The sequence below is a fragment of the Fibrobacter succinogenes genome (genome assembly GCF_902779965.1).
GTDB lineage: Bacteria > Fibrobacterota > Fibrobacteria > Fibrobacterales > Fibrobacteraceae > Fibrobacter > Fibrobacter succinogenes_F.
Map to the genome: position 1 here is coordinate 41,655 of NZ_CACZDK010000022.1, position 26,571 is coordinate 68,225.

At 44.6% G+C, this 26,571-nt stretch carries 16 protein-coding genes; all 16 read right to left on the reverse strand.

The window, feature by feature from the left end:
- Positions 1 to 24: 24 nt before the first annotated feature.
- Positions 25 to 1,851 (reverse strand): hypothetical protein, encoded by a 1,827-nt coding sequence (locus tag HUF13_RS10980; RefSeq protein ID WP_173475174.1) that lies wholly within the window; start codon positions 1,849 to 1,851, stop codon positions 25 to 27.
- An 18-nt stretch (positions 1,852 to 1,869) separates the two neighbouring features.
- Positions 1,870 to 4,164, reverse strand: coding sequence for a fibrobacter succinogenes major paralogous domain-containing protein (locus HUF13_RS10985; protein WP_173475175.1), 2,295 nt, complete (start codon positions 4,162 to 4,164; stop codon positions 1,870 to 1,872).
- Positions 4,165 to 4,204: 40 nt separating this feature from the next.
- Entirely contained in the window at positions 4,205 to 6,544 is a 2,340-nt protein-coding gene (locus HUF13_RS10995; RefSeq protein ID WP_304039097.1) for a fibrobacter succinogenes major paralogous domain-containing protein, read from the reverse strand.
- Between the two features lie 50 nt (positions 6,545 to 6,594).
- Complete coding sequence (locus HUF13_RS11000; RefSeq protein WP_173475176.1) at positions 6,595 to 8,943, reverse strand: FISUMP domain-containing protein; 2,349 nt, start codon at positions 8,941 to 8,943, stop codon at positions 6,595 to 6,597.
- An 87-nt stretch (positions 8,944 to 9,030) separates the two neighbouring features.
- Complete coding sequence (locus HUF13_RS11005) at positions 9,031 to 9,954, reverse strand: TIGR02147 family protein (protein WP_173475177.1); 924 nt, start codon at positions 9,952 to 9,954, stop codon at positions 9,031 to 9,033.
- Between the two features lie 269 nt (positions 9,955 to 10,223).
- Entirely contained in the window at positions 10,224 to 11,711 is a 1,488-nt protein-coding gene (locus HUF13_RS11010) for an FISUMP domain-containing protein (protein ID WP_173475178.1), read from the reverse strand.
- Complete coding sequence (locus HUF13_RS11015) at positions 11,701 to 12,561, reverse strand: TIGR02147 family protein (RefSeq protein WP_173475179.1); 861 nt, start codon at positions 12,559 to 12,561, stop codon at positions 11,701 to 11,703. The genes HUF13_RS11010 and HUF13_RS11015 overlap by 11 nt, the downstream gene beginning before the upstream one ends.
- Positions 12,562 to 12,744: 183 nt before the next feature.
- On the reverse strand, positions 12,745 to 14,253 hold the full coding sequence (locus HUF13_RS11020) for an FISUMP domain-containing protein (RefSeq protein ID WP_173475180.1): 1,509 nt from the start codon (positions 14,251 to 14,253) through the stop codon (positions 12,745 to 12,747).
- 16 nt (positions 14,254 to 14,269) lie between these two features.
- Positions 14,270 to 16,402: an FISUMP domain-containing protein gene (locus tag HUF13_RS11025; RefSeq protein WP_173475181.1), complete on the reverse strand. Its 2,133-nt coding sequence runs from the start codon at positions 16,400 to 16,402 to the stop codon at positions 14,270 to 14,272.
- Between the two features lie 15 nt (positions 16,403 to 16,417).
- Positions 16,418 to 18,577 carry an FISUMP domain-containing protein gene (locus HUF13_RS11030; protein WP_173475182.1) on the reverse strand — a complete coding sequence of 720 codons (2,160 nt, stop codon included), beginning with the start codon at positions 18,575 to 18,577 and terminating at the stop codon, positions 16,418 to 16,420.
- 21 nt (positions 18,578 to 18,598) lie between these two features.
- The gene (locus HUF13_RS11035) at positions 18,599 to 19,468 is read right to left on the reverse strand and encodes a TIGR02147 family protein (RefSeq protein WP_173475183.1); all 870 of its coding nucleotides are present in this window, start codon (positions 19,466 to 19,468) and stop codon (positions 18,599 to 18,601) included.
- A gap of 196 nt (positions 19,469 to 19,664) precedes the next feature.
- Positions 19,665 to 20,825 (reverse strand): sodium ion-translocating decarboxylase subunit beta, encoded by a 1,161-nt coding sequence (locus tag HUF13_RS11040; RefSeq protein WP_173475184.1) that lies wholly within the window; start codon positions 20,823 to 20,825, stop codon positions 19,665 to 19,667.
- Between the two features lie 14 nt (positions 20,826 to 20,839).
- Positions 20,840 to 21,205 carry an acetyl-CoA carboxylase biotin carboxyl carrier protein subunit gene (locus HUF13_RS11045; protein WP_173475185.1) on the reverse strand — a complete coding sequence of 122 codons (366 nt, stop codon included), beginning with the start codon at positions 21,203 to 21,205 and terminating at the stop codon, positions 20,840 to 20,842.
- 49 nt (positions 21,206 to 21,254) lie between these two features.
- On the reverse strand, positions 21,255 to 22,091 hold the full coding sequence (locus HUF13_RS11050) for a hypothetical protein (protein WP_173475186.1): 837 nt from the start codon (positions 22,089 to 22,091) through the stop codon (positions 21,255 to 21,257).
- 304 nt (positions 22,092 to 22,395) lie between these two features.
- The gene (locus HUF13_RS11055) at positions 22,396 to 24,498 is read right to left on the reverse strand and encodes a histidine phosphatase family protein (protein WP_304039099.1); all 2,103 of its coding nucleotides are present in this window, start codon (positions 24,496 to 24,498) and stop codon (positions 22,396 to 22,398) included.
- Between the two features lie 56 nt (positions 24,499 to 24,554).
- Positions 24,555 to 26,558 (reverse strand): histidine phosphatase family protein, encoded by a 2,004-nt coding sequence (locus HUF13_RS11060; protein ID WP_173475188.1) that lies wholly within the window; start codon positions 26,556 to 26,558, stop codon positions 24,555 to 24,557.
- Positions 26,559 to 26,571: the final 13 nt, after the last annotated feature.

Sequence of the window (26,571 nt, forward strand, 5' to 3'; positions counted from 1 at the left end):
ATCTTATTTAAAATATAAAAACCTTTAATGTTTATTTAGCACTGTTTTTTCGACAACCTTACCGCCAACCTGCAACACGCCGACATAACGCCCGCGAGCAATTTTCGCAGCATCGAGCGTTTCGAAGTAGCCACCCGCAGCACGACGGCCAAGGTCGAACGCCCGCACAACACGCCCCTGCATATCGACGAGCGAGAACTTTACCGCACTTGCAGTTTGAATTTCAAAGCGGAGGGAAACAAGCCCACCATCGAACTTTGCGCCAAAGGAATGCGATTTCGTATTCAACTTGTTTTTTATTTTCGTTGTATACTCTTCATTAATTTCGGCATAATATATAGGTTTCAAATCCCTATTAATGTAGGGATAGGACAAGCCTTCATCAATCATCCAAACTTTAATAAACTTATCGGTTTGGCACATACAGTCTTCTTCTGGCACAAGCACATTACGCCATTCGCATTTTTTATTTACGCAAGGTTCAAATACAACATCTCTAACGGAATCCCAACCTACAAAAGAAGACCATGTTTTCATTTCTTTTGTCGTCAGTCCCTCACCCCAAGCACTGGAATCAACCTTAGAGACTTCAACATCCCAATAAGACGGTATATTACGGCCGGGTCCAAGCCAAAGAGAATCAACGTCTTCATTATATCCAGCAACACCTCCGATATTCTCAATGCCTTCGACAGCATTAGCAGCATAGCAGGCATAAATAACGCTATGATTTCGGCCAACAAGACCACCAACATTTTTTGTTCCCTTCACCTCACCAATAGCATAAGAGACTTCAACATAACCTAGATCGGTATATCCAATAAGGCCGCCAACCTCACTCGTTCCTTCAATAGTTCCTGTAGCATAAGAACCATACACATTTCCGAATTTAGAAGATCCGACAAGCCCTCCTATTTCATAACTAGACTTTTTATTTTCTTTTGTTGTTGAGTCATCTAAAATATTCATTGTTGAATAGCACAACACAATAGCACCAGAACTTAAAAGACCCGCAATTCCGCCCACCTGATTCACTTCTTTCGCAACATCATAAGACAGTGTAATCGTCCCATCAGAATGACTATTCATTATAAAATCATCATAGCTTTTACCGACTATGCCACCCACTTTCTGAGATTTTGCAACAATGTCCGCATCGACATACGCACTGTCATAAAAGACAGAATAAGATTCACCAGCAATGCCGCCAGTCGTTTTAGCACCTTCTACACGTCCGTGAAAAGACACATTTTTTATGAGGATTTTTTCCCATGATATATCTGTTGGCAAAATATCACTTTCAATATAACCTACAATTCCCCCGACATTTCCAACCCCCTGAACGTTTCCATTAAACACATGGATATTATGGATTTCACCTCCATAAGAATTTGCCACAACACCAGCAACATAAAAAGCACTATTCGCAATCACGCTCAAATAATCAAATTTCAGATTGCGAATGGAACCCGACAAAGAACAAATGAATGCGACAGAACTATGATCTGCACTCTTAATGTACAAGTTGTTAATTGAATGGTCCTGCCCATCAATAGTACCATAGAAAATAGTACTATCCACAACATCCTTCACTTTGCCGATAGGTATAAAACCTCGACAAATATCGCCACTGCAATTTCCATTCTTCGAAGCAGAAGCATCAATATCCTTCGTCAAGATGTAATTGGACGAATAAAGATAATCGCCCTTACCTATCGCCTTGAGGTCTTCGTAATCCTCAATCTGGAAAGGATTTTCAGCAGAGCCATCGCCCTTCATGGAACCATTTGCGGCAAACGCAGGAATTACAAACAAAATCAATAAAGTTTGAGCAATATTTTTGAATTTCATATCATACCTCATCCATCTTTAGTCCTTAATACAACGGATGGAGTATCCGTTATCCTTATAACCATCGACAAATGAATTTATCCTATTATTTCCTATATGGATGCTATAAACCTGAGCCGTATTTTCCGATGTTTTTTCAGTAGAAGCCCAAAAATAAGTGCTACCATCAATAGCTTCAAAATCTTTATTATGATCTCTTATACCTCCAGCAAGAGCCGAAAAACCGTAATCATCAGAGCCCTTAAAATAAGGCCAGCCAACTTGTGACTTTAGGACCTTACCTGCATTATTCCAGCCACCTACCGCAGCCACCAAGGTGCTCCATTCGGTCGTATCGGGTAAATGGTAGCCTTCAGGACAGATTCCTTGCACACGCCCCCAAAGGAAGCATCGTTTCCCGTATCCACAATCAAGCGGATCATCTAGATCTTGTGAAAGTTTTACAGAATCTATTGCAGCAGTCCATGAGTAAAGGCGTCCAAAAGTCTTGCAATTTATTGGATTATTACCATAGCACCAGTTTCGATTCAAAAGGCTCGGCGTTTGAGTACTATCCGCATAATTCAAATTTTCCGCCATCCAAGTTTGATCTCCAATTTTCACTATCCTATAAGTTTGTCCGTCACGAGCATCCGTCAATGAACCATATTCACAATTATCTTCTGTTGCAGTCTTACAAACGGGCAAAGAAGATTGAGTTTGAGGTTCAATTTCATTTTTGACGCAACGGACATACTTACCGCAATCCTTGAACGAACTTGTAATAGCCACCATATTATACGTATGAGCGAGGGCGCCATTATTCCCTTGATATTGTTCAGCAGTCCAAAAATCAGATGACATTCTGCCATAAGAATAAGTTCCATCTCTGTATCTATCACCAGCATAAATCACAGAAAAGCCATATTCATCAGCATACTCTCCATAATCCCATCCAATCTGCGATTTAAGCAAATCACCATAATGATTTTTTTCACCAATCGAAGCAAGCAAAATACTCCACTCCGTTGTATCCGGCAAATGATACCCATCAGGACAAATCCCCTGCAATTGATAAGGAAGCGTACACTGCTTAAACATGCCACATTCTTGCGGTGCGTCAGCCTTAGTATCGTTCGACGCAAGCTTTACAGAATCAATCGCGGCAGTCCACGAATACAAACGCCCCACAACTTTACACTTTTGGGGATCATCTTCATAGCACCAATTATTACCCAAAAGACTCGGCGTTTGAGTACTATCCGCATAGTTCAAATTCTCCGCCATCCATGTCTGGTTTCCAATTTTCACAGTTTTGTAAACATTTCCATCGCGAGCATCAACAATAGAATCATACTTTACACTTTGATTCAAATAAGCTTCTTTGGAAAGGCTCCAGTCAAAGCCGCTACTACTGGATTTTTTTTCACTGCTAGACGATGAACGGGGATTCTCGACCGAGTCGGGAATGACATCGGAAACATACGCCTCGAACGCCGGGACTTCAGCGGTATAGCCCCAGCTTTCGATGTTCTTGCGAATAGAGTCGAGCGTTCCATTTGCAGTAGCAACCGACGCCCAGTTCGCCATTCGCGTTTTTACGCTATCATCAAGCGTTCCGTTATTCACAATCGCTGCGGCGGATCGTTGCAAGTGTTCATAAACTTTTGCCTCGTCCGTACTCGCCGCCATCAAAACGCTCACCGCCAAGAGAGCCGCATTACCTTCGCCTTTTTCAAAAATATCTAAGTCTTCGGCTTTTGCAAAATCGCCCTTGATTCCAAACGAAGCAAACACTTCTTTTTCAGCTAGCGCCTTCGCTTCGTCCAAAGACATTTTCCGTTCCAAGACCAAACGCGCAACACGTGAGTATTCCAAACTTGTAAGCACATTGACATTCACGTTTTTGCGCTCTTTGAGATTTGCAATCGCTGTAAGCCTTACAAATCCCGAGGACTTTTGTCCGCTAACTTCGTTGAGATAATAACCAGCTACTTCGAAAACAGCGCACGGCGAAGACAAGTTTATATTCTTGACTTCAAAATCGCCCTTGTCGCTATTGACAACACCATCGAAGCGCTCGCCTGTCGACTTGAACGTTTTGCAGTCGATTCCCCGCACTGTCACCTCAGAACCTTTGACAAGCGGGCCCTTCTGCGCCACGCCAGCCACATTCAAATCGGCGATGATTCCCGCATCTTCCGTAGTGCCGCCAGCAGTTTTATCGCCATCGGAACAAGCACAAAGCATAATCGCTACGAAAAACGCTAAAAAAGCATTCAGATGACGGATCAAGTCCGCCATGACGTATTTATGCAGTTTATTCCATTTCATACGCATTTCCATCTAATGACCATTGACCAACCACTACTTACTAATTCTTTAAGCAACGGATTGAAAACCCGCTATCCTTGAAGTCGCCCGTGTAACCGGTACCACCATAAAAGATTCTGAACGAATAACCCAACTGTTTGTCACGCGTATTCTCAGTAATGCTCCAGAAAAAGGCAGTCCGATTATCAGGAGCGAATTCTGAAAAATCATAATCACGATACTTATCCCCAACAGGATACGCTGAAAATCCATAATCATCGGTGCCGTTAGCTTCTTCAAACCAGCCGACACGAGAAGCGAGCTTATAGCCAGCCACACTCGCATCATTCGAAACTTGGAAAATCAACGTACGCCATTCCGTCGTATCGGGCAAATGCCAACCTTCAGGGCAAATGCCTTGATACTTCGCGGGGAAACTACAATTCGTTAGGTATCCACAGAATTGCGGATTTTCGGCATCGTTTGCGAGCTTTATAGAATCAACCGCAGCAGCCCAAGTATAAAGTCGTCCACCAAATTCACAATTTTCAGGTTTATCGCCGTAGCACCAGTTTCTCTTCAAAAGGCTCGGGGTATTTACACTATCAGCATAATTCAAGTTCTGCGCCATCCAAATTTGAGTGCCGATTTTGACAGTCTTGTAAACTTGTCCGTCTCGTTTATCAACAATAGAATCATATTTAATGTTCGGATTCAAGTGATCTTCTTTAGGAATGCTCCAATTAATGTCACGTGGAGACACATACGCTTCATCGCTGCTACTGCTGTTCAATACAGCATTATTCGAAGAGCTCGACAACGACACCGCAGCAGGCTCATCCCTAACGCAACGGACAGAAAGACCATTGTCCTTAAAGCCACAGGAAAACCAAACAGAAGCATAAGAGAAATCTGCGGAACAAGAAGAACGATCATCTTTCGATTCTTCAGAAGCTGTCCAAAAATGAACATCTCGACTATCTTCAAAGAAAAATCGATCTCGATACTTTTCGCCAGCAGGGAAGGCTGAAAAGCCAAAATCATCAGTACCAGAATCTTCATACATTCCAATATGCGATTCCAGTCTTTCTCCGGCAATATCATCACCACCGGCAAAAGAAATCAGGGTTTTCCACTCGGTCGTATCCGGCAAATGCCAACCTTCAGGACAAATGCCCCGCACCTTTTCCGTAAACACGCAATGCTCACCAAAGCCACATTTCTGAGGTTTCTCGACATCTGTTGCAAGTTTCACAGAATCAATAATAGCAGCCCACGTGTACAAACGACCCGCGACATCGCAATTTTCAGATCTGTACGCAAAGCACCAGCTACGCTTCAAAAGACTTGGAGTTTTCACGCTATCGGCATAATTCAGATTTTGAGCCATCCATACCTGAGTGCCAATCGTCACCGTCTTGTAAACTTGTCCGTCACGGCTATCCACAATGGAGTCATACTTTATTTCAGGATTTAAGTACGCCTCCTTAGGAATACTCCAGTCAATATAGAAACCACTATAATTTACTGAAGGATACTCAACAAGTGCCGTTTCACCGAAGTTCTTTACGGATGTTTCAAATGAAGGAATTTCACTTGCAAAGCCCCAACTTTCAATATTCTTTCGAATCGAATCAAGTTTACCATCGGCTGCGGCATCTTGAGCCCATTTCGCGATTTCAAGTTTTGCATAGGAATCGTACCATACGCCATTCTTTGCAAAAAATTCATTGAATCTTTCAAAATGTTCTTCAAGAGTCGTGTCTTCAAATTCCGCCTGCATCATCACACTTATAGCCAACAAAGCCGCATTGCCATCACCTGCTTCAAAGATGTTCAAGTCTTCGGCTTCGGCAAAATCACCCTTGATATTGAACACAGCAAATATTTCTTTTTCAGCCTGTTTTTTCGCGTCAGCTAAAGACATCTTGTTCACGGTAACCAAATACATCACGCGTTCGTATTCCAAATGAGTGAGCACGTTGATATTCACACGATCTCGATTCTTGAGATTCGTCACCGCACGGAGTGTTAACTTTTCGGAAGACACCGCTCCTGTAATTTCGCTCAAGTAATAACCAGAGACCTCGAATACGGCGCATACCGAAGACAAATTAACGTCATCGACTTCATAGTCACCGCCGTTACTCTTGATAGTGGTTTCATAATACTCGCCTGTAGGCTCGAATGTTCGGCAATTAATACCTTGCACACTCACGACAGAGCCCTTGACAAACGGACCTTTCTGGGCAACACCCGCCACGTTCAACTCGGCGATGATTCCCGCATCTTCCGTGGTGCCGCCAGCCATGCCCTTATCATCAGAGCATGCCCAAAACATCGCCCCGACAATCAAGGCTTCTGCAATTTGGAACCATTTCTTAACCAAACACTTGTTCATACGAATCCTTCTCTTTTTTCCAAACACGAATTAATTTTTATTTGAGCCTTCTAGTTCTTGATACAGCGGACAGACCTTGCATTGTACTTATACGACCAAGCCAATTTTGCATATCTCGAAGAATAATCCATTGCAAGCGCATACCCATCATCATGATCGCGACTCACAATACTCCAGAAATACGTCAAACCTCCGGCGTAATCGAAATGAGGATTGATGGAGCGGTCTTCGTCTCGGTAATCATAACCACCGGCGGGTAAGGCAGAAAAGCCATACGGATTTTCATAGGATACACCCCAAGCCTCGTTCGCCTTCAACTTTGTAGCAGAACTATCGCCTACAAAATTGAGCAGCTCTCTAAATTCCGTCGTGTCAGGCAAATGCCATCCACTCGGGCAAACACCGCGAACTTTCCCTTCAAATTCGCAGACAACTTCATTACCGCATCCTTCTCCATCTTTACTGAATTGTGCAGCAGAATCCAGAGCCGCAGACCAAAGGTATAGACGTCCATACTTACCGCACGAATCCGGTTCATTCTTATAACAGAAACTAGAAGCGGAACCCGACCTAGTCTTTTGTTCATAAGCATAATTCAGATTTTGTGCCATCCAAATCTGATTACCGATTTTCACAGACTTGTATTTCTGATTATCGCGATCATCGACAAACTCACCATATTCAATCGAGGGGTTAAGGAAATCAAGTGCAGTCTTAGGCGGTTCCGCGCTGCTACTGCTTTCCACGCTAGACGAAGAAGCCACAGAGGAACTAGAAACGGCTGAACCCATGACGCAGCGGATTTGACTCATGCATATTGAGGGAGAAACCGAAGTAAAACCGCCCCCAGAAATTCCAATAGCATAATACATAGCACCATCGCCATCGAGAGAATCCGTCCAAAAGGTAGAAAGTCCATCATAACGGTCCCAATAACAATCTTCATACTTTTTTGAACTATCCTCCATCAAGGGTTCATAATACGGTAACGTCATGGAAAATCCATATTCATTAGTATATCGGTCCCACACCTTACTAGACGTAAGTGGACTAATAAGATCCATGTTGTGCTTATTCCATACATAACCGACCAAAGAATCCATTTCATCATACGAAGGAAGATGCCAGCCGTCAGGGCAAACGTTCACAGCCTCTTCCCATGTGTAAATAAGTCCATGAACTGGGCAAGATTTTTCAGTCGCAGATGGGCAAAGTGCACTTGACGCATTGGGAGTCGCATAGTTCATGCTCTGCGCCATCCAAGTGATTCCATTGATTTCTACATACTTATAAACCTGGCCATCGCGTTTATCCGTAAATTCACCGTAAACAATATCCGGGTTCAAGTAAGAGTCTTTTGAATCGTCACTGGATCCTATCGCTCCGCTCCAGGATGACGAACTGCTTACGTCATTGCGAGGAGTCGAAGACGACGAAGCAATCTCCTTGCCGCTAGACAAAGCGCCCGAACTGCTGGACGTTTCGGCAGGCTCAACGTTCTTGCTACTGCTCGTCATTCCGGCCTTAGTGCCGAACGAACTGCTACTCAGCGTAACACTGTCGCCATTAGCAACGGCTTTCACGTACGTTTCGAACAGAGGAACTTCATCAGCGTAGCCCCAGCTTTCGATATTCTTGCGGATTGTATCAAGTTTGCCGTTAGCCGCAGCACTTGTAGCCCAATTTGCAATTTCTCTTTTCGTATCGCCATCCAACGAGCCGTTCTGCGAAATTGCCGCAGAATATTCATCCAAACGTTCCGCGATTTGCGATTCCTTTGCATCGGCCAAAGCCATCACGCTCACAGCCAAGAGCGCCGCATTGCCTTCGCCCTTTTCAAGGATATTCAAGTCTTCGGATTTCGCGACATCGCCATTGATGTTAAACGATGCGAGAACTTCTTTTTCAGCCTGCTTTTTCGCTTCCGCAAACGTCTCGCCCTTTTCAGTCACCAAGTTCATCACGCGCTCGTATTCCAATTCCGTAAGCACGTTGATGTTCACATTCTTGCGATCCTTGAGGTTTGTCAGCGCATGGAGCGTCAGCTTTTCCGAAGACTTCTTTCCGGTGAGTTCGTTGAGGTAATAACCCGAAACTTCGAACATAGCGCATGTAGACGACAAAGTAACACTATCAACAACAAATTCACCTTTATCGTTCTTGACAGAGCCTTCGAAAAGTTCGCTCGTAAATTTCAACGTCTTGCAATCAATTCCCTGCACAGTTACGGCAGAGCCCTTGACAAACGGCCCTTTCTGCGTCACACCCGCCACGTTCAATTCGGCGACAATTCCCGCATCTTCCGTAGTACCGCCTGCAAAGCCGCCATCGTTCGAAGACGTGCAAGCCCCCAAAAGAGATAGAAACAAAAGAGTCGCTAAAAGTTTATTCAAGTTCATAAATTTTTTCTCCTTTCAACAACCCACAAACTTCACTGGATCTTTCGCCTTTACAGGCTCCGCTCAGGATGACACCTAAATACACCCTCATTTTCCAATCTCCTTTTCCTTAACACATACAACCGAACCCGGAGCATTTCCAGCATTCCCCGCGCATTCCGCATTTTCGCGGTGTTCATCACAGCCGGCACAATTATCAATTCGTTCGCTCATCGGGAACAGTTGCAAATTCAAACGGTAAACCTGTTCCGTTTCATCCTCTTCGCTAGCAATCGCCACAATGCGACGGCGACAATCCGCAAGTTCTTTTTTAATTCGTTCGTAGGCACGGCGCGTAAGCCCCATCGTAATGCCCGACATATCGCGTTCCGACAGCGGCAAGTCCAATGCTTTGACCGCAAACTCTCCCATTTGGCGCTGCATGTCACGAGCCGCCACCGGAACCGCGTCTACGCTCCCCATCGAAACAGACTTATCCGTCTGGCAATAGTTACCGCTCTTGTCCTTCTTCAAGAGGTTCGCCTTCACCAAAAAATCTAGCGTTTCAGAAACTTCTGCCGCTGAAATCTTCGGTTTACAGGCACGCGCTATTTCGAGAGGTTTTGCACCCGGCATGTGAGCGGCAAGCTCACGAATCACCGGGTTTTTCCACGATTTGAAGTAATCGAATTCCTCGTTCCCCAACACTCGGACCTTATGCGCCATCGCAAGCGCACAACGTTCTTCGAACGCCGATCTCTTCGCCTCGTCGTTTTTTGCATGGGCATAAGAAACCATCAGGACAAAATAGTCGTATTCAAAGCCGACAAGTCCCATGGCACCGGCAACCGACCCTGCGGAGCCAATGCTCAAATTCTTCTTGCCCTCGCAAACGTATTTCAGGTAAATCGGCGACGTAAAACCAGCCTTTCGAGCGAACTCACGCCACGTAAATGCCGAACAGCGCTTACGTTCATCGTAGTAGTCCTGGATGAACTTGCGATAATCGGTATATTCTACGATCTCCTTCATGTTTACAAATATAGCTAAACAAAATCATTTAGGAATACAAAATTGGCGTTTTTAGTCAAATTTTACCACTTTTAGCGTTTTTATAAAAATTTAAGCAATTTAGAATACAAACATGTATTCCAAGAATACAAGAAAACCCCGCGGCACTTTGTCCGCGGGGGCTTCCCTCCTTATTTAAAAGATTTTTTATTCGGCGTCTTTCACGCAACGAACACTTTGTCCATAGTACTTGTAATTCCGGTACGCATAAGCATTGGTGTAGACGTTATTTAGTTAGAAGGCCTTACCGGCGCAGTCGAAGGATCCCCTTTGACGCAACGGACACTTTGTCCATAAGACTTGCTATTCTGATACGTATAAGAATTGGTATAAATGTAATAAACATCCGAGCCCACCTTTTGCCAACTCGTTGCAGAAATTTTTCTTCCGGTCGGGAGTGCGGCAAAGCCGTAAAGATCCGTACCGTTATTGTCAGGCGTTCCGGCGTAGTCCCACCCGGTCAAGGCCTTGAGAGGCTCGCCAGCTACGCCGCCAGATCCTAACGCCACGCTCAACAACCCCCATTCATAGATTGACGGCAAATGCCAGCCATCAGGACAAATTCCCTGCACAGCGCGATCAAGTCCGCACTTTTTACCATAGCCGCAAACCAACGGTTCCTTCGAATCATTCGCCAAGGCAACAGAGTCAATTGCCGCCGCCCAGCTGTAATAACGACCGCCCACCTGGCAATTTTTTTCTTCATTATTGTAGCACCAGTTGCCGCCCTTCAAGCTCGGAGTCTTGACGCTATCGGCATAGTTCAGGTTTTCAGCCATCCACACCTGCGAATAATTCGAGTCTGGCACTTCAATTTTCACGACCTTGTAAACTTTCTTGTCGCGCGGGTCAATCATCGAAGCGGTCCCAAACTCTTCAACCACCTCTTCAAACGCAGGAATTTCATCGGACCCGCTCCACTTCTCTAGATTGTCGCGGACTGTTTCAAATTTACCATCGTCCTTAGCAGCGCTTGCCCAATCCGCCATTTTCGTTTTTGTTTTTTCGTCGTTCCATTCACCAGTCTTCGTGATAGACGAAGCAATAGCATCTATACGATCTGTCAATTCTTCGGCATTCAAATCCGATTGCAACAACACACTCGTTGCAAGGAGGGTCGAGTTTCCATCGCCCTTTTCATAAATGCTCATGCCTTCAAACGACTCAAAAAGGTCCATTATGCCCAACGAAGCAAGGACTTCTTTTTCGGCCTGCATTTTCGCATCGGCAAAGGACATTTTTTCTTTAGAGACAAGGTTCATCACGCGCTCGTATTCCAGTTCCGTGAGCACGTTGATGTTCACAGACTTTCTGTCGCTCAAATCCGAGATTGCATGAAGCGTCAACTTATTCGAAGACTTCTCACCAGTAAATTCATTGAGGTAATAGCCGGAGACCTCGAATAAAGCGCAAGACGCCGAGAGGTTCACATCGTCAACGCCAAAGTCACCCTTGTTGCTCTTGACTTTTCCCGTGAATTTCTCCTCCGTGAATTCCATGGTCTTGCAGTCAAGGCCTTGCACCGTCACCTCAGACCCCTTCACGAACGGCCCCTTTTGCGCCAAGCCGGCCACATCCAGATCCTTGATGGCTACAACACCCGCATCACCCGAAGCACCGCCCGCGACCTTTTCAGAAGAACACGCCGCAAGAATCAAGGATACCACAGCAATGGCCGGAAAGACATTGCCAAATAATTTATACAAGTTATTTCTCATTTTTCTCTTCCTTATTCAAAACTGTTTCACTTTTATTCAGCCATTCGCTCATCGGGAACAACTGCATATTCAAACGATAAACGCAATCGGTTTCGTCATCGTCCGTCGCGATAGCCACCACACGCCGCCAAAAATCTTCCATTTCCTTTTTTATCCGTTCGTAAGCGCGATGCGTAAGGCCAAGCGTGTACCCCGACATCACGCGTTCCGAAAGCGGCAAGTCAAGCGACTGGATTGCAAATTCCCCCATCTGGCGCTGCAAATCACGAGCCGCCAAAGGTACCGCCTCCACAGGCGCCATCTTAATAGCCTTATCCGTTTGCTGGTAGTTTCCGCTCTTGTCCTTCTTCAAGAGTTTCGCCTTCACCAAAAAATCAAGCGTTTCAGAAACTTCGGCCGCCGAAATCTTTTGCTTGCAGGCATGAGCTATTTCAAGAGGCTTTGCACCAGGCATGTGCGGGGCCAATTCGCGAATCACGGAATTTTTCCATGACTTAAAATAATTGAACTCTTCATCCCCAAGAACACGCATCTTGTGCGCCCGCGCCATTGCACAACGTTCTTCAAACGCGGCACGCTTCTCCCCATCGCTTTTCGCATGCGCATACGACACCATAAGAACAAAATAATCATATTCAAAACCGACAAGCCCCATGGCATTCGCAACTGAGCCCGCCGATCCAACACTCAGATTTTTCTTGCCTTCGCAAACATACTTTAAATAAACATCCGAAGAAAAGCCCGCCTTCTGGGCGAACGCATGCCAAGAAAACGCTGAAGTACGCTTACGTTCATCGTAGTAGTCCTGGATGAACTTGCGGTAATCTGTATATTCAACAATTTCCTTCATGAGTACAAATATAACTTTTCCGGCGTATTTAGAACATAAAATTGGCGTTTTTCGTCAAATTTTACCATTTTTCGCAATTTTACAAAAATTTCAGCAATTTAGAACATGACACAAATGTTCTAGGAACATAAAAATCCCCGCGGCACTTTGTCCGCGGGGAGTCCTCCTTACAAAAAATCACTTTTACTGTTCAACATATCTTATGCAACGGACAAAAGCGCTATGCGGCGCATTACTACTACACGTCACTTTTATGGAATAATCGACATCCACCGTCATCCAATATCGACATCCACCCCAGTGCATGCCGGGACCCGATATATTGGAAACCCAATATGGCACAACGTTGCCGCCATCCGCAAAAATAAAGTCCCTTTCAGCATCCGAAAAAAGTTGTTTTTTGTCATCTTCGGAAGCGCGATTCAACAAGATGTCAAAATCACCGCTCGTCGGAACACGCCATCCACTAGGGCAAACACCTGCAGCAGGGTCATCAGGATTATAACCTCCATAATATTCTACACCATCATAAGTATATGTTCCTGGACCGTCATAGAGATAACCATAAGCATCACAATTTCCACGGAAGCACTCATAAGCACCTTCATAAGAATCGTCGTCATATCTAAGATTTGAAGCCATCCAGTCAACGCCATCTATATTCACAACCTTATACACACGGTCATCTCGAGGATCTCTCATCGCACGGCAAGTATCACAACCAATAAGATGTCCATTAACATTCGCCGTCCAACCAATATCCTTTTCACAAACAAATTCCAACCCAGAGTAAATACTAAACGGATTATTATTTTTCGCACTTTTCCCCACATTCGACGCATCGCACTTTCCAAGGCCATACTGTTTAGCCCAGAAATATTCCACATAAGGTTCAAATGCCGGAACTTCTGCAATTTCCCACGACTCGATATTCTTGCGAATTACTCCCAATTCGTTATTGCCCGAAAGACTCAAGCCACAAGCAACATCCGCTATTTTCGTTTTTAGAGCAGAATCACTCCAAACGCCGTCATCAGCAAGATCATCGCTGATTTCGGTTAAACGTCCCAATAACGCAGCTTCCGATTCCTTTCCAAGCAAAAGAATATTAATTGCAAGTAAAGCCGCATCGCCTTCGCTATTGCCAAAAATATCCAAATGCTCAACATTTTCATGCACAACATCATCATAAAAAGTGGCAAACACTTCACGATCCGATTGGCGTTTAGCCTCGGCAAAAGATTTATTTTTTTCTTGCACAAGATTACGCATTCTTTCGTATTCAAGATGCGTCAGCAAATTGATATTCACTTGAGACTGGCCATCCAATTCAGCAAGAGCTTTTAAAAAAATCGAGCCATTTGAATTAGCACCCGTCATCTCATTGCGATAATAACCATACACCTCAAGTAGAACATACGGAGATTCCAGTTTCAAATAATCAATAAAGAACTCTCCCTTATTGTTATTGATTTTTCCTTTAAAGTTTTTCCCAGTCTGTTCAAGGGTGCGACCATCAAGTTCCCGTACAGTCACAGATGAGCCTACTAAAAGAGGACCTTTTTGAGAAACACCTTCAATAGAGCCATTAAACAGAACCACCGAATTCGAGAAATCAGATGATTCTTCTAGAGCGCAGCCACCAAACAAGCTTACCAAAACAAACTCAATAAAAAACAGCATCTTTTTCATTTTAAAATTCTCCCATTTACAAATCCTTTACACAGCGAACCGAATAAAGTCTATTAGCTCTTGTTATACTCATATTAATCTTCAAATATCCATCAAATTCAATAGCAACGCCACCCTGATATTGAACTTCAACACCATTTCTATTTACACCCCAATCATTAAAAATGCCGCTAGAACTTGTCCAAAATCCAGAAAATCGTTCATCGCGAAGCCCATCATAAAACGAACCCACAGGTTTAACGCTAAAGCCATAAGGATCATTCACTTCATGAATAACATAACCATTTTCAAACCAATCATGAACATCACTTAAGTCATTATTAGCTCCATAATAAGTTTTTTCAATAGAACCAATCCTACTAATTTCAACATTGTCAGCAACCATCGTAAGCAAAGAATCCCATTCATCGCGACTAGGGATATGCCATCCTTCAGGACAAATTCCTCTAGCCGAATCAACTCCCACAGCATCTTTCCACAAATAAAAACATTCTTTCTCATACGGCATACACAAATTACTTGTCGAATCGCCCTTATAACGCAAATTTTCCGCCATCCAAAACTTGCCCGCAATTTCGGTAAAACGATAAGTATTTCCATCGCGAGAATCTTTCATATAACTATTGGCATCGTAAACCTTTTCCTTTTTTTCAATGCACCGAACAGATGCCTTAAAAAACAAATCCTCTTTCGGTATGGAATCCACGCTAACACCAAGAGAATCAATTCTCAAAACATATTTCCCATCAATCCAATATGTTCCAAACTCATATATTCCCTTAAACTTGTACACAGAATCGTAAGTCATCTGTCCACCATATTCGAGTCCTAGGCCCGACGGCGAACGAAGTGCCGGCAACACTTCCTGATTCAATCCTTGATAATATTGCAAAAGAGCTTTAACTTCATCAAGATTCGGCACACGATATCCAGTCGGACATGAAGCAGAGGCACCTTCGAAACTATACAGTTTCCCCAAAGTATTACAATACGATTGTTTAAAATCATAACAATAGCTTTTCAAATGGTCATAAGCAATATAAAAAGCACTAGAGTCCTCTCGTCTCAAGTTTTCGGCCATCCATTTTTGATTACCAATCATAACAGTTTTGTAAACATTGCCATCTTCCGCATCATTCAGCAAGCCAAATCCATCATTCAATATTTCCCTATTCCGAATAAAAGACCAACGGCCATTTGAATTACAGATAAAATTAATATTATAATACTGACTCAAAATATTCTCATTCTTTCGTATTTCATTTACATTATTGACAGAGCATTCACCAAGACCATATTCGTGAACCCAGAATTTATATATGGCGGTTTCAAAGTCAGGAATTGTGGTTCCATCTTTCCAAGATTCAACATTTTTACGGACCCGACGCAGAATATTTTTATCATTAGATGAGTTATACCAATAATCACGTTCAACATCGAAAGCCCAATCCGCTATTTCCGCATCAAAGTCCGCATATTCAGCAAATACAAACACCGCTTTCGACAGCCGTTCCGACAGGTCAGCTGCAGAACCATCTCTTTGCATCATAATACTCAAGGCCAAAAGTATCGCGCCCTCCTCTCCAGCAAATAAATTTGCATCTTCGGCTTTTCCCAAATCATAGGTTGCACCAAATAACGAAAACAGTTCTCGTTCCGCCTGCACCTTGGCCTCATCAAAAGTCATTCCCGCATAATCAACAAGACGATGAATACGTTCCACTTCTAAATGAGTAAGCAAATTTACATTCACATGATTACGACCATTTAAATTCGTCAAAGCATTCAAAGTAACCATGCCTTCAGATTCTTTTCCAGCAACCTCATTACGATAATAACCTTTAACTTCAAGCAACGCATATTGCGAAACCAAGTTAATACCCTTTATAGTAAAATCACCCCAATTACTCTTCACACTCGTGTTATAACTTTTTCCAGTCTGAGCCAAAGTACGACCATCAAGTTCTTGAACAGTCACCGAAGCACCCTTCAAAAAAGGTCCCTTCTGCGTAACACCCGCAATTTCTCTATTCTTGACAGCCACAATCCCTTCGCTCTGTTCGTCAATACCGGCCGTTTTGCAAACATCAGAACATGCGCAAAGCATCATCACAGAAGAAAGACAGATAAATTTCACCATATTTTTCATACAACCGCATCCTTTTTAATCTTTTACGCAACGAACAGGACAACGGTTTAGCTTATTTTCAGCCAATAAAGAAGCTTTCATGCTCATTGATCTTTCTTCCAAAGAAATCAGCAAGCCACCCTCATCAGCATCAGCATAACCAGCATCCACAATCAAAGTATCAGAGCTTGTCCAAAATTCAGTCCTTACTTCATCGTAATACAAATCAGATCTAATCAATCCTACAGGTTTAACACTGAAATCGTACAGATTATCCACCTCCTGAAGAACAAAATCGTCTTTATTCCAGTCTCTAAAACTACCCAATCTATATCCAATATCATAGTATTTCCACAACGGATCCCATCTGCCCCAAGAGCTGTCTATACGATCCGCAACGAATGTTAGCATTTCATTCCATTCAAATTGACTAGGGAGATGCCAACTTTCGGGGCACACATCATGAGTAGAATCAGAACCAACAGCCTCGTACCACGAATAAAAACAGCCTTCATCACCGCATATATAATAGCATTCATCATGACCGCATATTGAATCTTTCGTCACGGCCGCTTTATAACGCAGATTTTCAGCCATCCAATATTTACCATTGATTTCTGTAAAACGATACTTTTCGTTATCACGTGCATCTATTATGTATTTATCAGCGCTATACTGTTTCGGTTCATCACTCACCTGTACAGAATCAATAACACAACGAACTAAAGCTCGGCTTCTGTCGCTATAAAAATCAAACTCTCTAATATCAGCTATCGAAGAATCAATCCATAAAACAAATCCATTTTGAGAATAATATGAGCTAGTACTATCTTCAAAATAAAGACCTTTCGTCGAAATCCACAATGCCAAGGTTCCATCGTCTCCTAGTATTGCATTAAAGCCATTCTTGGCAAGCAAAGAATCGGCGGCATTTTTTCCAGCGCCTCCATACTGTTGCAATAAATTTTCAGCCTCACTATATCGCGGCAATCGGAAACCCTTAGGGCATGCTGACAAAGCAGAATCACGTCTATATAAATTTCCATTTTTTCTGATATTTTGACGAGATTTTCCATATCGCAAATTTTCCGCCATCCAAGTAACATTCCCTATACGTAATGTCTTATATATCGTCCCATCTCGTAAATCAATAATTTCCACATTCGTCGAATCAGATTTTTTTCGATATCCACCCCATATCCATCGTTTATTATCCCCATCACATCTAAATACCACTCCATAATACTTACTTTGTTCGTTTATATTTTTGCGGATTTCTTCATCATTTTTTTCATCGCACTTACCAAGACCAAAATTCTGCGCCCAAAAATCATACATATAGTTCACAAATTTTTCACTATTCCACCCCTGTATCCATGATTCCATATTTCTAGATACTTTATATAAGATATTTTTCTCAAAGCCTAATTCACCAGATTCATGATAGAGACCTTTTTCAAAATAATCATATTCAGTTTCAAAAGTCCAGTCTACCATTTCCGCCCCAAATCCTTCATTTTTCTCAAATGAAAGTGCAGCCAACGCAAGCCGTTCTGAGAGATCCGCCATTGCGCCATTCCTCTGCATCATCACACTCAATGCAGCCAAGAATTCACGCCCTTCTCCGGCAAACAAATCCATATCTTCAGATTTTTCTAGACCACCTTCAATACCAAACAAAGCAAGGGCTTCCTCTTCGGCCTGTTTTTTTGCCTCTGTAAAAGATTTTCCTTCTTTTTGTACCAAGCGGAGAACACGGTCAACCATCAAATGAGTCAATACATTCACATTCACATGATTACGGTCAGTTAAATCCGTAAGGGCATTCAAAGTAACCATTCCCTCAGATTTTTCCCAGGAAACTTCATTGAAATAATAACCATTCACTTCTAACAAAGCATAAGGTGAAACCAAGCTCACACCTCTGAGCACGAAATCGCCTTGGTCACTTTTTACACTCGTCTTAAAACTTCTTCCAGTCTGAACTAACGTTACGCGGTTCAATTCTTGAATCGTCACCGAAGAACCCACCAAGAAGGGCCCCTTCTGTGTAACGCCCGCGATTTCACGATCCTTCACAGCGAACACGCCTTCGCTCTGTTCATCAGTACCAGCAGTCTTACCAACATCGGAGCATGCACAAAGCATGGATACAATCGTCAAAAATTCAAAAAAGCGACTCATTTTCATCTTCATACCAACTCTTTTATATTCTATTTACTTTTGCGGTCCATAACTATTTTGCGCATTTGGCGCTACCGCACGGCCATGAATATTTTCCGTCAGCGGGAAAAGTTGCATATTCAAGCGACAAACTTTTTCTATGCTCTTATTCGCAGATACAATCGACACAATGCGCTTACGGCACTCCGCCAATTCTTCCACGACCTTCTTGTAGCATTCATCCGTCATGCCCATCGTGATGCCGCTAAAGTGGCGTTCCGAGATAGGCAATTTGTCCAAAGCCTCAAGCGCAAGCTCGCCCATTTGGCGCAATTGCGAATGCACCGCCACGGCTACCACATTCAAATTTCCTGTCGATAGCGAAGCATTAGTCTGGTGGTAGTTGCCCTTGATATCGCGCTTTAAGAGTCCGGACTTTACCAAGAACCGCAAGCTTTCGCTGACATCCGCCGCAGAAATCGCAGGTTTGCACACCTTGGCAATTTCGATCGGTTTCGCGCCCGGCATCGCGACCGCCAATTCACGGACAACGGAATGCTTCCAAGTCTCGTAGTAAGTGTACATTTCGCTACCGAGGATTCTCACGCGGTTCACTTCGCCAAGCGCCTGCATTTCCTCAAAACACTTCTTCTTTTCCTGCTCCGTCTTTGCGCTTTCGTACCGCACCAACAAAACAAAATAATCCAGTTCATAGCCAAGCAAGCCCATCGCAAGGCCAGTTTTCTTAGCGCCTTCTTCGCGCAAACGCGTTTTGCCGTCACAAACAAGTTTCAGGTACGACCCCGAGGCAAACCCGGCCAATTTTGCAAATTCGCGCCAGGTAAACGCCGAGCAACGTTTGCGTTCGCGATAGTAATCCAGCACATATTCGCGGTATTCCTTATATTCAGTTACAGACTTCATGAATTTAAAATTAAAAATTCGCACTCTTGTCTGCAATATTTTCACGAAAACAAAAATGGCATTTTTAAACAAATTTCGGCAATTATAAATTAAAACACAAAAAAGTATTCATTCATAAAACAAACATTAAATTCTATAGAACAAAAAAATCCCCCGGCGCATTGCCGAGGGAATTTAAAGGCGATTCGCGATTATCTTAGCTCAAGCGGCTGATCATATAACCAGCGCAAACTGCCGTACCAATCACGCCGGACACGTTCGGGCCCATAGCGTGCATGAGGAGGAAGTTCTGCGGGTCATACTTAGCGCCTTCAACCTGAGAAACGCGGGCGGCCATCGGCACAGCAGAAACACCTGCGGAACCGATAAGCGGGTTCACCGGATTCTTCGGAGAGCACTTGTTCATGATCTTTGCGAGGAGAAGACCGCCGAAAGTGGAGAAGCCAAAGGCAACCACACCCATAGCGATAATCATGATGGTCTGCGGCTTGAGGAAGATGTCGGCAGACATGGTGAGACCCACGGAAGTTCCGAGGAAAATCGTCACGATATTCATGAGTTCGTTGGAGGAAGTCTTCACGAGACGTTCAACGACACCGGCTTCCTTGAAGATGTTGCCCATCATGAGCATGATGATAAGGGCAGAAGCATCCGGCACAACGAGCACGCAGACAATCATCACCATGATAGCGAAGACGATGCGTTCGGCCTTGGAAACCTGGCGGAGAGCCTTCATGCGGATCTTGCGTTCGGCATCGTTCGTCATAGCGCGCATGATAGGCGGCTGGATGAGCGGCACGAGAGCCATGTAGGTGTAAGCAGCAACGGCGATGGGGCCGATGAGGTGCTTAGCAAGCTTGTTTGCAGTGAAGATGGAGGTCGGACCGTCAGCACCACCGATGATACCGATGGAAGCAGCTTCACCGAGAGTAAAGCCACCGAGAGCGACAGCTGCAAACATGGTCATGAACACACCGAACTGGGCGCCACCACCAAGAATGAGCGTACGCGGATTTGCGATAAGCGGTCCAAAGTCCGTCATGGCGCCCACGCCCAAGAAGATGATGGGCGGGAAGAGTTCCAGATGGATACCCTGGCTGATGTAGTAGTAGAGACCGTTCGTCGGGCTGAACATACCTTCGATGCTCCAGCCACCGTCGTAGAACGCGACGGACGGGATGTTCACCGCAAGTGCACCGATAGCGATCGGCAAGAGCAGAAGCGGCTCGTATTTTTTGACAATCGCAAGGAACATCAACACGAAGCTCACGATCCACATGATTACCATCGGAACGGTAATCTGCGCGAATCCTGTGCTCGAGGCGAAGTCCGCGACTGAGTTAATAATTCCACTCATTGACTTTTACCTCATTAGGCAATGGTCATCAAGACCTGGCCATCAGTAACGGTGTCGGTTTCCTTGACGGAGATAGAAGTGACCTTGCCTGCGCACGGAGCGACGACCGGGTTTTCCATCTTGAGAGCTTCGATAACAGCCACTTCCTGGTTGGCAGCAACGGTGTCGCCAACAGCAACCTTGAGCTTGAACACGGAACCAGCGAGCGGGCTCTTGACTTCGGTACCTGCACCAGCAGCAACCGGAGCAGCGGCCGGAGCCGGAGCGGCAGCAGGAGCGGCAACCGGAGCAGCAGGAGCTGCGGCAACGGCGGAATCAAGAACTTCAACTTCAACGTCGTAGGTCTTGCCTTCGAAACTGATACGGACTGTTTTCTTCATTTTGATTTTTCCTGGCTTAAAAGCCTGTTAAGTTTTTAAAAGTTTAGCCTTACTTGACGATCGTCCAAGCAGGGGAGTTAATGTTTCTGTAAGCCGTGACGCGGCACGGCTGACCAATAGCCTGAGATGCAGCAGCTGTTGCGATAACGAGGAACTGTTCGTTTGTCAGTCCCGGATGTTCTTCGAGAGCGGCGACAGCGGCAATGCCGAGGAACGCCTGGAGCTGCTTGTTGGTGAATCCCGGATGAACGCTCTTTGCATTCGGATCCCAATCGCAGTGTGCCGGAGCACGAACCGCAGGAGCCGGAGCGGCAGCAGCCGGAGCCGGTGCAGCCTTCTTCGGAGCAGGAGCCGGAACTTTATCGAAGCCGAGCTTCTTCATGACGAAGCTCATGAGAGAGCAAAGGATCAAGAGGCCAACAATAACGGACATCACGACGATGAGACCCGTAGCCTGGAATTCGACGAGCTTGCCAATGGTGAACTTCTGGACTTCACCATGGCACTTGCCACCTTCCATCTTGCCCTGGCAGTATTCGCTATTGAGCTTAGCCTTTGCAATCGGGAGCACGGCCGTACCGTTAGCATTTTCGACGGAATCGCGAATATCGCGGGCGCGAACGGACTGTTCGTATGTCTTATAAAGAATGGAATAGCCACCACCGTGAGTTTCCACAATCTGGAAAACAGTAGATTCATCCATCCACTTGAGCTGTTCCTTGATCGGAGCGGCAATGGAGTCCGGCATCAGAGCAATCTGCTCGTCAAAACGGCCAACCTTTGCAGCCTTAGAAGCAGCAGGTTGAGCTACGATTTCAGACGCGAAGGCACCGGAAACCGTTGTCACCGCGGCAAAAAGCATAGCTTTCTTTAGTGTATCATTCATATCGGAATGCGTCCATGTTTAATTAAGTGAACTGTTTGATAAAAATCAACGCGCGAGAATATAGCAATTTTTGATGGGTAGTAGGAAGTAGACGGTAAGAAGTAGGAAGTTAGAAGTAGGCAGAACTTAGTAGGCAGAGCTTAGTCTTTAGTTACTAGGTACTAGTTAATAGTTACTAGTGAATTTCATCTTAATACATTCTAGCAACTAGTAACTCAGAACTCTTAACTGCCGCAAAGCGGCCTCAGTAACTAGTAACTTCTAAGTTCTAAGAGCGAAGTGAGCTAAGTTCTAAGTTCTAAAATCACATCGTCATGGTGCCAGAAGAAAGGCCCTTCACGGGCACATAGCGGAGTGTTCCATCGACACCCATAATAACCGCTACACCGGCGAGGTAATTGATCCACTGTTTCGTGTCGAAATAGCGCAAGTTTACCTTTCCTTCCGTGCAATATGCGGCAAGCGGAACCACGAGCATATCGTGAGAAATCCAGACAGCCACCTTGCCCACGCTTTCGAAGCGCGGCTTGACTACTTCGGTTATAAATTCCTCGCCACGGGACTTTAACGGATAGAAGGCATCGCTATAGCTTCCTTTATACGCATAAGCCGATGTCACTACCCAGCCACCGCCATCAGAATTTTTGTAGTCTTCAAGTTTCGACTCATTTTTCACAAACCAGCTACCATCCAAATCAGGAATCGTATCGCTTACAAGCTGCGCAAATCCTGCTCCAGCCGCCACATTTTCGCAAGTCTCATAGCTGCGCGTGTAAGTGGAGTTTGCAAAGTAAATATCTTCACCCTTGAACTTTTCGCCCACGGATTGCGATTGTTTCTTTCCGTTACTCGTCAAGTGACCTGTTTTACCAGTATCATCGGAACGTTCGGCATGGCGCAAAATAAAGATGACCTTTTCACCTACGGCAACCGTCTTCAAGACATCGGCAACATCCTCGAATTCAAGGATTTCGCCCGGTTCAGGAACACGCCAAGTCCTTTTGCCCTGGTCATAAATGTATGACTTGTCCTGATTAATCTTCCCGCTCTTAATTTGTCCATCATAATCGCCGGCACCCAAGCCATACGTATCTTTTTCAAGGTCCGTTGCCACGCGCCAGTTCTTGGTTGTCCTATCGCAAATAAAACGAATCTTCGGACCATCAGGCTGTTCGTAATAAGAAACAAAATACTGGCTCTGGCTATTGCCCACATGCTTCACTTGACCCGCATTCATCGTGCCGCAAGTTTCAAAGTTATGAGTCTTCGTCCAGAAATTACGTACATGCTTTTCGAAATTAGGCACATCGCCCAATCGCCAACTTTCCATGTTCTGGCGGATTTTTTCAAGGCCACCTTCGGCATCGAGCATCAAAAGTTTATCTGCAAGTTTCGCCTTCGAAGAATTATCGCCCCAGTTGCCATCACCACGAATGTCATCAGCAACAAAGTCAGCAAACTTGAGCATTTCGCTTACCGAGCCATAGCTCTGCATCATCACAGAAACGGCCAGGAGCGCCGCGCTGTAATCGTCCGAACCGAACAAGCTAATATCTTCTGCGGACTTGCTCGATGTTGTAGTTGTCTGGCCACCACGGTTCCAACCACCAAAGCCACCATAGCCTCCACCGCCAGAGCTGCCAAGGCTAATCCCGAAAGACGAAAGCACATCTGTCAACGCACGCCCGCTCTGACTACCGATTGGCTGGTTATTGCCGGAATCTTCCACAAGCTTCATCACACGCGGGGCAGCCATATGCGTAAGCATGTTCACGTTGAATGAATCGCGCTTCGATAAATCGACAACTGCACGAAGCTTCAGCAACGACTGCGAATACGCTCCTGTGAATTCATCCATGTAAAAACCGTTCGCTTCTACTCTCACATACGGCGAAACAAGATTGACATTTTCAAAATTAAACGAGCCATTCGAAGAGACAATGCATGTTTCGTGCGAACGATCAGAATCCGCCAAGCGCTTCATGCTATCCAGCTCAACAATCTTGACCGAAGTCCCGTAACGGAATGGACCCTTTTCTACAAAACCCGAAATAGCAACGCCCGCTCTACGGAAATCCGTTGCTTCATCTTCCGTTTCAACGGCAGATTCAACTGGAACAAGAACACCATCATGACAAGTGAATGTCCCGGTTATAGCCGTATCGTTGAATGGCTTTTGAATTTCAGAAGTATCTTTACCTAATTCTTTACTAGAACTAGAAACTCGATGATGATGTTCCCTTTGCGAAGAACTGCTCACCGAAGAAGAGCTACTCTTATTATCTTTGGGCGGATTTTCTTTTGGCGGATCCTCATTAGAATCCGAGCTTTCTACTTCCGAAATCGTCTCGCAATCTTCGCCATCGCACGGAATAGACCCATACTTAACAGAATCGCAAGACGTCAAAACTAGCGCCAATAAAAATAATATCCAAACCCGCATAAGGTGAATATTAGTAATTTCTAATCCGTGAACCCAGACTTGAGGCCACGAATAGCGACATATCGGCGATTTCCCGACTTGTCAATGATAATAGCAACTCCGGCCAAGTAGTTAATCCACTTTCCGCCATCGTACTTTTTCAATTCTATCTGCAAATTCGAGCAGTAAGCCACAAGCGGAACCATCAACTTGTCATGCGAGCTCAAGAGCACAAACTTCTCCTTGGTGTATTTCTTGAGAAGAACATCCTCGATAAGTTCCACGGAGCGTTCAGCGAGATTGTAGTATGCCGCATTAGCTCCCGTCGAATAAGCACCCGTATAAGCATACTTGGAGGTCACTTCCCAGCCACCGCCACATTCACTCTTAGCCTTTTCAACCTCTTCGCTATTCTTGGTGTACCAATCGTCGTTCAACTGCGGAATCGTATCGCGCGTATCATAAGATTGGCCACGGCCCTTGGCAATTGACATCACCGTCTGATGGGCGCGCAAAAATTCAGAACCGCCAAGAACAAAATCTTCCTTGAATTTTTTCAGTCTAGCACCGACTTCTTCGGACTGTTTTTTACCATTGTCGGTAAGGGTCCCGCTTTTGCTCGTATCGTCACCGCGTTCCGCATGGCGCAACACAAAAATCACACGTTCATCGTCCTTGATACTTTCATAAACATCTTGGATATCGACAAACGTCTTGGCATTTGAAGCAAGGACAAAATAACGGTCTTTTTCAAGAGCGGTCGCCTTACGCCATTCCTTTTTGGTACCATCATACACAAGGATTTCACCCGTGAAAGCACCACGACGCACATCGCCATCTTTAGCAGGGGTCGCATCGCCCATAAAGTCCTTCAAGCTATCAGGAATAGCTTTCCATCCCTTTTGCTCATCGCATACAAAGCGTTCCTTGGACTTCGAAACATCATCGTATTTTGCAGCATAAAACTGGCTCGACTTGTTCTTGACATAGAAAATTTTGCCAGCGGATTCCGCATCGCATTCAGGGAATTCCAGTTCTGTCAAATAAAAATTTCTGAGATGCGTTTCAAATTCCGCAGCCTTGCCCATCCGCGATTCAAGCGTCTTGCGAATAGCCGCATAGCCATCGTTCAAATCATTCGAAAGCGCCCAATCCGCAATCGAAAAACGAGAAGCCGCATCATCCCATTTACCATCTTTTGAGACATCGGCCAAAACTGATTTAAAGAACTTTGCAAAGTCATCGCCAGCACCAGCCTGCAGCAAAACTGTTGCCGCCAAAAGTGCTGCGCCCGATTCGCTAATGTCAGAAACATGAATCATTTCGCTAGCATCATAATCAAAAGCTTCTAGATGGAACATGTTCCAAATTTCTTCAGCCGCATTTTTCTTTGCTTTTTCAAAGGAAATTTTTTTCCCGCTCAAAAGATTTAAAACACGATTGGCTTCAAGAGTCGTTATCATGTTCAAGTTGAAAACTTCTCCAGAAGTCACATCGCCCAAAGCCACCAATGTAAGGCTAGAATACTTGTCATTCAAAACACTTTTTAGCGAGCCATCTACAGACAATTTCACAAACGGCTGCTGCAACTTAACTTTCTTTATTTCATACGTACCATTTTTAACTTCACCCGTAAACGAAGTCTTCGTTTCTTTATATGCATCGTCAGGGTTCAACTCCACCATGCTGATTTTCGTACTCTTTGCAAAATAGTCCAGTGCAATAGCCCCCGACACTGTACCATCTTCAAAAACATAAACAATATCAAGGCCCTCTTCAGGCGGCAACTCAATTTTTATAGAACTCGAAGACGAGACCTTTCCTTTAACACTACTCGATGAAGATCTCCTATGAGATCGCGAACTCGAAGAAGACTTCGAATCTTCTCTTTTGCTGGACAATTCGGGATTACCTTTCGAATCTTCGTTCGGACGACTGACGGAATCATCGCCGCAAGCCACAAGCAGCGAAGCAAAGAAAACAAAAATCCAAATATGGGTGCACAAAGCACGAGCCTGAAAAACTTTCTGAGAAATAAATCCCATAAAAGCCCCCTTA

What these genes read in the sequence shown, in the direction of transcription:
- HUF13_RS11035 (WP_173475183.1), bottom strand. Translation starts at nt 19,468, where the DNA reads ATGAAGTCTGTAACTGAATATAAGGAATACCGCGAATATGTGCTGGAT.
- HUF13_RS11010 (WP_173475178.1), bottom strand. Translation starts at nt 11,711, where the DNA reads ATGAGAAATAACTTGTATAAATTATTTGGCAATGTCTTTCCGGCCATT.
- HUF13_RS11015 (WP_173475179.1), bottom strand. Translation starts at nt 12,561, where the DNA reads ATGAAGGAAATTGTTGAATATACAGATTACCGCAAGTTCATCCAGGAC.
- HUF13_RS11025 (WP_173475181.1), bottom strand. Translation starts at nt 16,402, where the DNA reads ATGAAAAATATGGTGAAATTTATCTGTCTTTCTTCTGTGATGATGCTT.
- HUF13_RS10995 (WP_304039097.1), bottom strand. Translation starts at nt 6,544, where the DNA reads ATGAACAAGTGTTTGGTTAAGAAATGGTTCCAAATTGCAGAAGCCTTG.
- HUF13_RS11040 (WP_173475184.1), bottom strand. Translation starts at nt 20,825, where the DNA reads ATGAGTGGAATTATTAACTCAGTCGCGGACTTCGCCTCGAGCACAGGA.
- HUF13_RS11000 (WP_173475176.1), bottom strand. Translation starts at nt 8,943, where the DNA reads ATGAACTTGAATAAACTTTTAGCGACTCTTTTGTTTCTATCTCTTTTG.
- HUF13_RS11030 (WP_173475182.1), bottom strand. Translation starts at nt 18,577, where the DNA reads ATGAAGATGAAAATGAGTCGCTTTTTTGAATTTTTGACGATTGTATCC.
- HUF13_RS11045 (WP_173475185.1), bottom strand. Translation starts at nt 21,205, where the DNA reads ATGAAGAAAACAGTCCGTATCAGTTTCGAAGGCAAGACCTACGACGTT.
- HUF13_RS10985 (WP_173475175.1), bottom strand. Translation starts at nt 4,164, where the DNA reads ATGAAATGGAATAAACTGCATAAATACGTCATGGCGGACTTGATCCGT.
- HUF13_RS10980 (WP_173475174.1), bottom strand. Translation starts at nt 1,851, where the DNA reads ATGAAATTCAAAAATATTGCTCAAACTTTATTGATTTTGTTTGTAATT.
- HUF13_RS11005 (WP_173475177.1), bottom strand. Translation starts at nt 9,954, where the DNA reads ATGAAGGAGATCGTAGAATATACCGATTATCGCAAGTTCATCCAGGAC.
- HUF13_RS11060 (WP_173475188.1), bottom strand. Translation starts at nt 26,558, where the DNA reads ATGGGATTTATTTCTCAGAAAGTTTTTCAGGCTCGTGCTTTGTGCACC.
- HUF13_RS11050 (WP_173475186.1), bottom strand. Translation starts at nt 22,091, where the DNA reads ATGAATGATACACTAAAGAAAGCTATGCTTTTTGCCGCGGTGACAACG.
- HUF13_RS11020 (WP_173475180.1), bottom strand. Translation starts at nt 14,253, where the DNA reads ATGAAAAAGATGCTGTTTTTTATTGAGTTTGTTTTGGTAAGCTTGTTT.